This is a genomic window from Aggregatilinea sp. (assembly GCF_036822615.1).
In the GTDB taxonomy this organism is placed as follows: domain Bacteria; phylum Chloroflexota; class Anaerolineae; order Aggregatilineales; family Aggregatilineaceae; genus Aggregatilinea.
Genome location: NZ_DAISHJ010000001.1, coordinates 206,596 through 217,470, shown reverse-complemented (window position 1 = coordinate 217,470; position 10,875 = coordinate 206,596). Strand labels below are relative to the sequence as shown.

Here is a 10,875-nt window from a genome sequence, read left to right as displayed (position 1 = left end):
CGACGACATCCGCCAGCAGCGCGAGATCGTTCGAGTGCAGGGCGTGAATGAACGCGGCTACGAGCGCCGTCTGGGTAACCATCGTGCGCAGCGAGACGTGAGAGGGCAGAACGGCACGTGCCTGTGCAGTCGGCAGGGCCACATTCGCGGTGACGAGCGCCACGTAAAGATTTTCCGGCACGGGCAGTGAAATGACGTGAGGCGGATCGGCGCTGATCACCAGCACGATGCCGCCCAGCAGAGCCGGAGCGACGTTATCCGCGTGACGTCCGCTGACCGCGGCTTCCGCCTCGACACAGGCGGGGAGTAGCTCGACCCGGCTGAGCGGGCTGCCGAACAACTCGTTGACAGCTACCGCGGCGGCGGCAGCGCTGGCCGCGCTGCTGCCCAGGCCGCTTGCCAGGGGCAGCCCCTTGTCGAGCCAGAGGCGCACGCCCGTTTCAGCGCCCAGCGCGTTCAAAACTTCTCGCGCCGCAATGCAGGCCGTATTTTTGTCGGGATCGGTGGGTAGTTTTCCGCCGTCGCCCTGAATACCCGCCAGTTCTACGCCGGGCTGATCCCAGGCTTCAACCGTCACCCTGTCACCGGGTGAATCGAGGGCCATCCCCACAATGTCGAATCCTACGCCGAGATTCGCAACGGTGGCGGGCGCATAGACGGTAACGCGATCTTTGGCCGGTGTCGGAGCCTGATGCTTGTGGAGCGTGCTCACCGCTTCCCCCTGCTTGGTGTTGAGGCGCAAAGCCCAAGTATAACAGAAGTCATGAATGTGTGGGGTAAGAGTGTAGCCTGAAATTAAAAACGCGATTACTATCAAGGCATGTGGAATAGGTTGTTGCCAGAAGGACTGGGGTGTATGGACTTACTCATCATGGTGATGAGTGGCCCGGATGATGGCCGGACGATCTCGCTGAATCCCGATCGCGGGGACGGATTTGTGGCCGCAGACGGCACGTGGACGATCGTGTTAGGGCGGCGTGAAGAGTGTGACGTCAGCATCCCGTTTGATACCCAGGTGTCCCGGCAGCACGGGTTGCTCCGCGTGACTGCACACCGGGAAATCTGGCTGGCGGACGCAGGCAGTCGCAATGGGACCTATGTGGGCAAGACGCGTATTGAAGAACCGACCTTGATCGAGCCTGGCATGTTGTTCCGGATTGGACGGACATGGCTTCGCATCCAGCATGAGAGCGAACTGTAGTGGATACGATCCAGCTTGAAGACATTCTAACGTTAGCCCGGCAGGAATCCGCGAATCTCTATCATTATTTCATCGGCGTGGAGCACCTGTTCATTGCGCTGACGCAGCTGAGCGGCGGCTTGACCGTGGCTGCGCTCCAGCATCACAACATCTCGCCACGTTTCGTGCGGTACAGCCTGCGCGAATCGATCGGGCGCTACGAAGACCGGCGCTACTGGCCCGGTTTCCCCGAAACGCCGCGCGCCCAGTACGTGCTGGAACTGGCGCGTCGCTATTCCGGCGCGCAGGAGCCTTCCGAGCGCGATTTGCTGCTGGCAATTCTGGACGAGAACGACAGCGTCGTGAGCCGCGTGCTGGAAGAAATCGGGGTGAACATCGCTAGTTTCCGGCGCACAGCAGCGAACTGGAGCGCGGAACTCAGCCCACAAGCTCCTGAAGTGCCGATTCACGGGCAGATCGATCTCAACCCGGAACAGCTTCGGGTGCTGCAGTTGATGTTCCGTGAGTATGGGCAGGTCCAGATCGTGCGGGAACTGACCGGCGGCTACAGCGGCGCGCGTGTGCTGTTGATACGCCCGGTCCGCGTGGACGGCTACAAAGATGCGCCGGTCGTGGTCAAGCTCGACGACCGGCACGCGATTCTGTACGAGCGGCGGCGCTATGACCTGTACGTCAAAAGCACGTTGCCCACAAGTACGGCGCGGCTGGTGGATTCACCGGTAGTGCCGGATGATTCGAGCATCGGCGGGTTGAAGTATACGTTCGTGGGCCGCCTGGATGATACGGAGCCGGTCAGCCTGCGCGAGTTTGCGGCACAGCATGAGCCGGAAGAGGTAAGCGCGCTGATCCGTGCGTTGTTCGACGTGTTTGGTCCGGCGTGGTGGCTTCAGCGCAAGCCGTACCGGTTTGGCGCATGGCGCGAATATGAGCACGTGCTGCCGCCCGCGCTGGTGATCGAAGTCCTGCCGGAAGATCAGGCGTCCGCCAGCGCGCAGTTACTGACGCCCCTGGGCGCTTGGAGCCGCAACCGCCAGATTTTGCCGGGCGAAGTGGTGATGTTAAGCGGCTTCGTGGTGCAGAAGGTCAGCGGGCACAACGATGTGCTGCACCTCGCGGCGGGCGCACAGCCGGAATCGATCAACCGCGCCAGCAAAGTCGAAGTGCGCGGGCTGGATCTCTCAAAGAACAGCTATTTCCGGGGCGAGATGGTCGATCAGATCGTGGGACGCGTGGTGCGCACCCGGGACGATCTACTGCTGCGCTCTGTGCAAGGGCTTGAGCCGGAATTCGACGTCATGGCGGACCGCGTGTTTTCGGGGCATCCATTCATCGGCACGATCCCGAATCCGCTGGGGCGAGTCACACAGCTTTTGGACCGGCAGGTCAGCGGCTACCTTTCGACCATTCACGGCGATTTGCACCTGGGGAATATCCTAGTGGGGCCGCATGGCGACGCGTGGCTGATCGATTTCGCCTGGGCGCGTGAAGGCCATACGCTGTTCGATTGGGCGATGCTGGAAATGAGCCTGCTGGTCGAAATGGTCGCCAAATATGCGCAGCCTGGATGGCCGGGCGCGTGGGAGGTGGCTGCATGGCTGGCTTCGATCAACCGGGGCGAGGATCTCGTCTTGCGCGATCCGTCACCGCTGGCGCGAGCGCTGACGTCGATCAAGACGCTGCGGGACGTGGTTAAACCATGCCTGGGCGTAGAAGGGCGGTGGGATGAGTATCACGTCGCGCTGGCCCTGACCGCGCTGCGCCTGATGGACTGGCAGTCGGAGCCGATCGACGCGCGGCGGCTGGCGTTCCTGACCGCGGCGCTGTCCACCGCGGAGGCGCAGCATCCGCATCGCACGGGCGGCACCGGCGACGCAACCATGACCGATATCACCACGGATATCGACCAGACCGAGCTGTGGTTCGACGATCACCCTGGCGGCAGCCGCGATACGGGCGGCGTTTAAGCTGATTGGCGCAAAAAAAGCGGGGCGTTTCTACAACGCCCCGCTTTTTTTATCGGGTAAGGTGGCACTTAGCGGCGCGCCCAGGCGGGAAGGTCGGAGCGGTAGATGCCGCTGATGTAAACGTAGACCGCCGCCGTGGGGGCATCTTCGGTCCACTTGTAGAGCCAGCCCGCGTCCATGATCGAGAGGTTCACGCAGCCGTGGCTCTGGCGGTAGCCGAAGCGATCGTGCCAGTACGTGCCGTGCAGCGCAACGTCACCGTCGAAGTACATCACATAGGGCACTTCTTCGATAAAGTAGAAGTCCGGCTGGCCCGCTGCGCCGCTCATACGCGTGTTTTCGAAGCGATCGTAGATGTGGAACAGGCCCTGAGGCGTGGACCACAGCGCGAGGCCCGACGAAATGATGGTCGCAAACACCATCTTGTCGCCTTGGTAGGCGACCATCGTCTGCTCGAAAAGATCAATTGCCACCCATTTTTCATCCAGCCCAATGCCTTCGGGCCGCTTGATCGGCTGAACCTTCGCCACGCGAATCTGCTGGACCCATTCGTCCGGGCCGACGAGATACCATTCCCAGCCATCCACATATTCCACACCGTAGATGTTCATCAGGGAGTAGCGCTCGATCTTCTCGGCCTCTTTATCTTCCGGCCCGCCGGGATACCGGCTGGGGTACGCTTCGGCCAGCATCCAGGCGAACGGGCGCTCGGGTTGTTCCTGAATTTCCACACCGGAGAATTCCGAGACGTCCGCGAAGGTCACCTGCTCTTCGGGAACCCACTGGCCGTAATTGATCTGGACCCAGCCGCCTTCGTAGCTCACGGCGGTCACGAAGTTGTAGCCCGCCGACAGCGAGCCAATCGGGTTGCCGTTGGGGGCATCGTAAATGGTAATGTCGCCATTCAGACGGCGGTAGGCACGCGTCCAAACCACGTCCTCATCGTACGGAACCTGGACCACATCCGGCGTGGGATGCTTCGCCATTTCGGCTTCCGCTGCGCGAAGCTGGATTGCGGTCATGCCTGTATGCGGCGCGCAGTCCTCGGGCAGATCGGCGTAGGGATTCGAGACGGTGCTGTTGGCCTCGCTGGTGGTTGTACCGGAAACGCCCACGTTGAGCGTGGACAGTTCCGCATGGGTGACAGCTTCGGCCTGCGCGAGAAGTTCCGCACAGCGCTCGTCACGCTCATCACCGGGAAAAGCATAGGTGGGGAGTACGGTGGCAAGCTGGGCAGCGATCAGGAGGACGACGACGATAAACGGCAGTATCGGCTTGCGCATACGACTCATAGAGATAACACCTCATCTGCATATAGGCGACTTGGGTAAAAGGATAACAACGAACAGATCGAGGGTCAACACCCGTCATGCTGCTAACAGGCAAACGTCACGCAAGCGGTGGTTTTGCCGGTGCGGGAGCAACTATCCGACGCGCTTGCCCGTCTTATGATCGAATAGATAGACGCGCTCCAGAGGAAACTGGACGGCGATGGTGCTGTCTGCGGAAAGTGTGTCGTGCAGCGGGAAACTGGCAACGCAGGGCTGAGTGCCGATCAGCAGATGCGCGAGCTGCCGCCGTTCCGAAAAGAGCGGCTCGACGTAATCCACGCGCGCGGAGATGCCTTCATCCGCCAGCACGATGTCTTCGGGGCGGATGCCGAGCCACACGCGCTGCCCATCTACCAGGGCGGGTCGGACCGGCTCGATCGTGATGCCTTTGCCCTGCCACGCCGTGCCGTTAATGCGGCCCAGAATCAGGTTCATGGGCGGGTTGCCGAGAAACTGTGCCACGAAGGCGTTGATGGGCCGTTCGTAGAGCGTGGCATAACTGCCGACCTGCTCGATCTTCCCGGCGCGCATGATAGCGATGCGATCCGCGAGCGCGACGGCTTCCTGCTGATCGTGCGTGACGTAGACGGAGGTGAGGTTGTAATGCACCAGCAGGCGCTTAAGCTGGACGCGCGTATCCACGCGCAGCTTGGCGTCCAGGTTGGAGAGCGGCTCATCGAACAGAAACAACTTCGGATCGCGCGCGAGGCAGTGGGCGATGGCGACGCGCTGCTGCTCGCCGCCGGAGAGGGTCGGCGGCTTGCGCGCCAACAGGTGCTCGACTTCGATCCCCATCACGTCAACGATGTAACGGATGCGTTCAGGAATCCGCTCGGGATGGCGGCGCACGATATCGAAGAACCCGATATTGTCGTGCGTTTTCATGTGCGGGTAGAGCGCGTAATTCTGGAACACCATGCCGATGCCACGATCTTCGCTGGGAATGTCCTGGATACGCACGCCGTCGTAGACCACTTCGCCGCTATCGGGCGTGATCAGGCCCGCGATGATGCGGAGAAGGGTGCTTTTGCCACAGCCGGAGGGTCCCAGGATCGCCATCGTCTCGCCGTCGCGGATTTGCAGCGAGAGGTCGTCGAGCGCGTAGAGATTCCCGGTCGATTCGGGCGGTTCTTCGTCCGAGCCGGAACGCTGCCAGAGCCGGTGCGGATCGGGCAGGAGGCTGTCCAGGTTGATACGCTCCCGGTTTTTGTCGACCGGGTAGGCTTTAGTCACATGGCGAAGCGTAATGATTGGCATGGAGAGTGTGCAGCTCAGGCTCTAGGGTCGCCATCCGCCAGGAATGCGCGGATTGAGTGAAGGATGACGCCGGTAAATAAGGTCTGAATGCCGATCAGATCGAGCAAGATGCTGATCAGCGCGTAGCCGACGGCCAAGGTTTCATACGTATTGTAGCGGTCGATCACAATCAGGCCCAGTATGATGCCGATCAGCAGCATGATCATGCCAGAGACGCCAAAAAAGAACAGGGGCCGGTGCTGGCTGACGAGGGTGATGATCGCGTTGAGAACCTGCAACCCGTGCCCGAAGGGGTTGCGCTTGGATGGTTCGGCGTACGTCATGGTCACCGGGACTTCGGAAATGGTGAGGCCGTGCTGGTGCACCAGGAACTGCATCTCGGACTCGATAGAAAAACCGCCGTTACGCCGGAAACGCAGGCGGTTGAGGGCTTCGCGCGAGAGCGCGCGGTAGCCGCTCTGCGAGTCGGTGAGTGGAACGCCCGAGGCGACGTTGGTCGCCAACGTCAGCGCGTGTTGCCCGAAGATCCGCCAGCGCGGGATCCGGCTGCGCAACCCCAGGAACCGCGATCCGACGACGATATCGGCGTTTCCCGTCTGGATGGGTGTGATAAGAGAAGGGATCTGGGCCGGATCGTGCTGGCCGTCCGCGTCCAACAGCACGACGATGGCCGCGTTTAACTCACGCGCGCGCGTCAGGCCGGTGTTGACCGCTTCGGCCTTGCCGCGATTGTGATCGTGCAGAATCACTTCGGCTCCAGCAGCTTCGGCTACGGCTGCCGTTGCATCCTGCGAGCCGTCATCGACCACAATCACGCGATCCACATACTGGAGCGCCTTGATCACAACACTGCCGATAAAGCGGTCTTCGTTGTATGCGGCAGTTACGGCAATGACAGGGTGGAGGGACACGTCAATTGGTTCGTTCACGGCCAGAATCAATCCGTATTCTGCGCAGGCATCACGAAATCGCCTAGCATTTTAACACGTTGCGCCCAACTGAACAGGACCGTGTTAGCCGGACGTATAGCGGACGTAGGCTGATGAGCGAACAGTCTCACGCCCCGGCGGGGTTATATCTGGTATACTAAGCGTCTCTAATAACCCGCGTGGATGAGGTGAGGATGCTATGCGAAATGGACTGCGGCTTGGGCTGCGGCTAACCCGCCGCGTACTGGGCGCGATTGTCATTGCAGCCGTGGCGCTCACTACGGTCGGATACGTCGTATACGCCGCGAACGGCATCTTGGATGAGAAAGACGCGCGCGAGCAGCGCGATGAATACGACCAGCTTAGTATTGCTACGGCGACGGACATGGCGCAGCGCCTGACCTCGATTGCGATCAGCGACATGGGGCCGGACGGTGCCGTAGCAACGCAGGAGCCTGCTCCGGCTGCGACGGAAACACCGGATGGGGCGACCAGCCGCCGCGAGAGCGAGACCATCGCGCTCGTGGCGATGCAGTCGACGCTGATCCCGACGAATACAGCGCGCGCGACCATCCCACCGACCAACACGCCGCGTCCAACCGCGACCCCGACCGTTTCGATCACCAATACGCCCAGCATCACGCCCTCGGCGACCCTGTCGCCTACGCCTACTTACGTGATCGAAGGGACTTATACGCCGCCGGTCAGCACGCCGGTTGTGCCGATTCCCGCGCGCGCGGAACAGTTGGAAGACAGCGACGACATCATCAACTTTTTGCTGTTGGGCAGCGATACATCGCAGAGCGCGCTGGGCCAGACGGACGTAATTATCGTAGTCTCGGTCAACAAACAGGCCGGATCGGTGGCGATGTGGCACGTGCCGCGCGACCTGTTCGTGTACATTCCGGGCAATACGATGGACCGCATCAACCGCGCGTATGCGGTCGGTGAGATGAACGATTACCCGGGCGGTGGCTTCGGCTTGATGCAGGAGACGTTCCTGTATAACTTCGGGATCCCCATCGATCACTATGCACGCGTCGATTTCAGCGACTATATGCGCATTGTGGAAGAGCTGGGCGGGCTGGAGATCAGCGTCGATTGCAGCATCGAAGACTGGCGACTGATCGATCCCAACATGGATCCAACGCTCGAAGAAAGCTACGAGCGCTTCACGCTGCCGATCGGGCGGCAGACGCTCACGCCGTATATGGCGCTGTGGTACGTCCGCAGCCGCTACACGACCAGCGATCTGGACCGGGGACGCCGCCAGATGGACGCGCTGCGGGCCATGTGGCAGCAGGCGCTGGCCCAGGGACTGTTCACGCAGGTGACGCAGTTGTGGCCGGAAGCGGCTGAAACGGTCGAGACGGATATGTCGCTGACCGACGTGCTGTCGTTTGTGCCGATGGCGGTCAGCCTGGATATAAGCCACATCGCACGGTACAGCGGCTCCTATGGCGAGGGCGGCCAGTATATCCCGTTCCTGACGCCGGACGATGGCCGTTCGGTATTTCTGCCCGACTACGAAAAACTGACGCCGATGCTGCGGGACTTCATGACTCCGCCGACGACAAATCGCACCGGGCGGCAGGCCGTGACGGTCGAGATCGTAGACGGAACGCTGTGGAATATCGGGTTCGATCTGGTCGCCGCGGACCGGCTGGCGTGGGAAGGCTTCGCTGCAAATCCCGTTGGCTCGCCGTCGGGCACGATCCGCCGGGGCGAAACGATCATCTACGATTATACGGGACAGAGCAAAGGCAGCGTGCTGGACGATCTGAAGCGTATCCTGCGCGTATCTGACGATCAGGTGATCATCGAGCCGGATCCGAACCGCACGGTGGATTACCGCGTCGAGATCGGCACGTCGTATAACTCGTGCGTTTACGGAAATGCAGAGGACGATCTGGCCGCTGGGCCACCTGTCGAAGACGCGCAGTAGCTCAAGAGATTATAGAAGCCGGGGTAACTCCCAGCTTTTTTGTGCTTATCCGCTCGCAGGAGACCAGTCAGGCAGAAAATTAGCATTGCTGCCGGTGATCGAGACCCAATCGCCACCCTCAGCAGGCATGACGCGCAGACTCGATGCACTTTCGGGACCGTGTTGGTAGAGGATATACCTGCCGTCAGGAGACCAGTCAGGGAACGACTCACGCTCGGCTGACGAAGTGAGGGCACGCACGCCGGTTCCGTCCGCTTGCATGATGACAATGTTCACTGCATTATCACGAATAGTATTATAGGCGATCTCATTGCCATTCGGTGACCATGTGGGAAACGAGTTGATATCATCTGCTGCGTGGGTCAGCTGGTGCACTTCCAACGAGTTGACATCCACCACGGCGATCTGGTAGGTCGAACTCCACTGATCGGTGTGGTAGGCGATATACCGTCCGCTGGGGGACCAATCGGGACCGAGATCCTGAGCGGTGTTGGAGGTGAGGGCGCGCTGCTGGCCTGATGCGACATCGATCGTATAAATGTCGAAGTCGCCGTCGGCATTGCTGTGGAACGCGATCTGCGTCCCGTCTGGCGACCAGGTGGGGTAGCGCTCGTCGATATCGGGTGAGGCGGTCAGGTTGCGCAGATTCGTGCCGTTGGCGCTGACGACGAAAATGTCAAAATTGCTCTGATCGGCATCCGCGCCATAGAAGGCGATCTGGGTGCCATCCGGCGACCAGCTTGGGCCTCGCTCGTCGCCCGTGCCGGAGGTGATCGCCTGGAGATTGCTGCCGTCGAGGCGCATCGTGTAAATGTCGAGCGTACCGTCGCGCCGCGAATCGAAAGCAACGCGGCTCGATCCCCATTCCTCCATCACATCAGCCAATGCGCCTGCAACAGTCGTTACTGGTGGCGTTCCACCAGTGGCGTCATCGCCGGACGCTGCGGGGACGCTGGTATAAGGGCGGCGGGTAGGTTCCGCACCATCCGATCCGGTCAATAAATACCAACTGATCGCGCAGGCGGCTCCCGCGATCAGCAGCGCACCCGCGACAAACAGCAGCACCAGCGGACTGAAACGTGTCTTTACGCGTCGTGGAGCGACGCGAGACGGTGCGGGGGCGTAGCTCTGCGGTGGTGGTGCATAGTCCCGATAGACGGGCCTGGCAGAAGGTGCGGGAACTCGCTCGGCGGCAGGCAGCGCGGTGACCTGATCGAGATGCGCCTGGGTGACATATGTCGCCGGGCTGGCAGGCGCAGGTTGGTCGTTCTTTGGGGCTGGCTCCGGTACTGGCGTCATGAACTGCGACCACTCCGGCAGGCGCAGGTCCATGGCGACCGCGGGATCGGTTCGATCGGCGGACTGCGCGCTGCTGCCGATCGCCTGAGCCAGCGCATCGTACAGCTCGGGCGCGGAATGGAAACGACGGTCCGGGCGCTTATCAAGCGCGCGCAGCATCACATTTTGGAGTTCCGAGGTCAGATGCGGGTTAAGGTGCGTTGGTGGTTCGGGCATGATATGCACGTGCTCAAACGCGATGCGTTCCGAGGTGGAACTGCCGCGCGTGCCGGTGCTCGCCCCGCGAAACGGCGTTTGCCCGGCAAGTATTTCGTAGATCATCACGCCCAGCGCATAGATATCCGCTGCCGCCGTCACCGGCTGGCCCATGATTTGCTCGGGAGCCATATAAAGCGGCGTGCCGAGCGCCATGCCCATGGTCAACGTGCTGGTGTCGCTCAAAATGCGGGCGATGCCGAAGTCGGTGATATAGAGCGTGCCGTTGTTGTGGATCAGCACGTTGGCGGGCTTCAGGTCGCGGTGGATGATGCCGTCCGAGTGGGCATAGTGAAGCGCGGCCACCAGTGGCGCGAGATAGGCCAGGGCGGCCCGCGGAATTAGCGGTTTGTTGTTCGCCAGTGCCGTCTGAAGGGTCTGACCCGGAATCAGATCCATCAGGATGAAGATCTGTTCTTCCGCTTCGACAATGCCGTAGCAGCGCACGATGTGAGGGTGCTGCAAACGGGTCAGGATAGCTGCTTCACGCTGGAAACGTTTGAAGAAGGCGTGCTCGCTGGTTACGCCGCGCCGCAGAACCTTCGCCGCCAGAGGGCTGCGGCGGCGCTCGTCGTATACGCGATAGACCTGGGCGAACGTACCTTCGCCCAGCAGCGCCTCAAAGCGATATCTGTCACCAAGCGTGCGTCCGACAAGCTCGCCGGTCATACGCGATCCCCGATGCTCCATGTTT

At 61.3% G+C, this 10,875-nt stretch carries 8 protein-coding genes; 3 read left to right on the top strand and 5 right to left on the bottom strand.

Features of this window, described 5'->3' with window-relative positions; translation table 11 throughout:
• Positions 1-712: homoserine kinase (locus V7116_RS00890; protein WP_324389440.1), on the bottom strand; the 712-nt coding region annotated here is incomplete at its 3' end.
• A gap of 144 nt (positions 713-856) precedes the next feature.
• Here V7116_RS00890 and V7116_RS00885 point away from each other — a divergent pair.
• On the top strand, positions 857-1,201 hold the full coding sequence (locus V7116_RS00885; protein ID WP_324389438.1) for an FHA domain-containing protein: 345 nt from the start codon (positions 857-859) through the stop codon (positions 1,199-1,201).
• Entirely contained in the window at positions 1,201-3,165 is a 1,965-nt protein-coding gene (locus V7116_RS00880; protein WP_324389436.1) for a Clp protease N-terminal domain-containing protein, read from the top strand. Before V7116_RS00885 ends, V7116_RS00880 begins: the two co-directional genes overlap by 1 nt.
• Before the next feature lie 68 nt (positions 3,166-3,233).
• Here the strand turns inward: V7116_RS00880 and V7116_RS00875 are convergent, their stop codons facing one another.
• The 3 genes from V7116_RS00875 to V7116_RS00865 form a co-directional block, all read right to left on the bottom strand.
• Entirely contained in the window at positions 3,234-4,457 is a 1,224-nt protein-coding gene (locus V7116_RS00875; protein WP_324389434.1) for a L,D-transpeptidase, read from the bottom strand.
• A 132-nt stretch (positions 4,458-4,589) separates the two neighbouring features.
• Positions 4,590-5,753 carry an ABC transporter ATP-binding protein gene (locus tag V7116_RS00870; protein ID WP_324389432.1) on the bottom strand — a complete coding sequence of 388 codons (1,164 nt, stop codon included), beginning with the start codon at positions 5,751-5,753 and terminating at the stop codon, positions 4,590-4,592.
• Between the two features lie 14 nt (positions 5,754-5,767).
• Complete coding sequence (locus tag V7116_RS00865; protein WP_324389430.1) at positions 5,768-6,682, bottom strand: glycosyltransferase family 2 protein; 915 nt, start codon at positions 6,680-6,682, stop codon at positions 5,768-5,770.
• Between the two features lie 199 nt (positions 6,683-6,881).
• On the opposite strand from V7116_RS00865, the gene V7116_RS00860 reads away from it, so the two are divergent.
• Positions 6,882-8,627 carry an LCP family glycopolymer transferase gene (locus V7116_RS00860; protein WP_324389428.1) on the top strand — a complete coding sequence of 582 codons (1,746 nt, stop codon included), beginning with the start codon at positions 6,882-6,884 and terminating at the stop codon, positions 8,625-8,627.
• 45 nt (positions 8,628-8,672) lie between these two features.
• Here the strand turns inward: V7116_RS00860 and V7116_RS00855 are convergent, their stop codons facing one another.
• Positions 8,673-10,850, bottom strand: a complete 2,178-nt coding sequence (locus V7116_RS00855; protein WP_324389426.1) for a protein kinase domain-containing protein — start codon at positions 10,848-10,850, stop codon at positions 8,673-8,675.
• Between the last annotated feature and the right edge of the window lie 25 nt (positions 10,851-10,875).

What these genes read in the sequence shown, in the direction of transcription:
- V7116_RS00855 (WP_324389426.1), bottom strand. Translation starts at nt 10,850, where the DNA reads ATGACCGGCGAGCTTGTCGGACGCACGCTTGGTGACAGATATCGCTTT.
- V7116_RS00870 (WP_324389432.1), bottom strand. Translation starts at nt 5,753, where the DNA reads ATGCCAATCATTACGCTTCGCCATGTGACTAAAGCCTACCCGGTCGAC.
- V7116_RS00860 (WP_324389428.1), top strand. Translation starts at nt 6,882, where the DNA reads ATGCGAAATGGACTGCGGCTTGGGCTGCGGCTAACCCGCCGCGTACTG.
- V7116_RS00875 (WP_324389434.1), bottom strand. Translation starts at nt 4,457, where the DNA reads ATGAGTCGTATGCGCAAGCCGATACTGCCGTTTATCGTCGTCGTCCTC.
- V7116_RS00885 (WP_324389438.1), top strand. Translation starts at nt 857, where the DNA reads ATGGACTTACTCATCATGGTGATGAGTGGCCCGGATGATGGCCGGACG.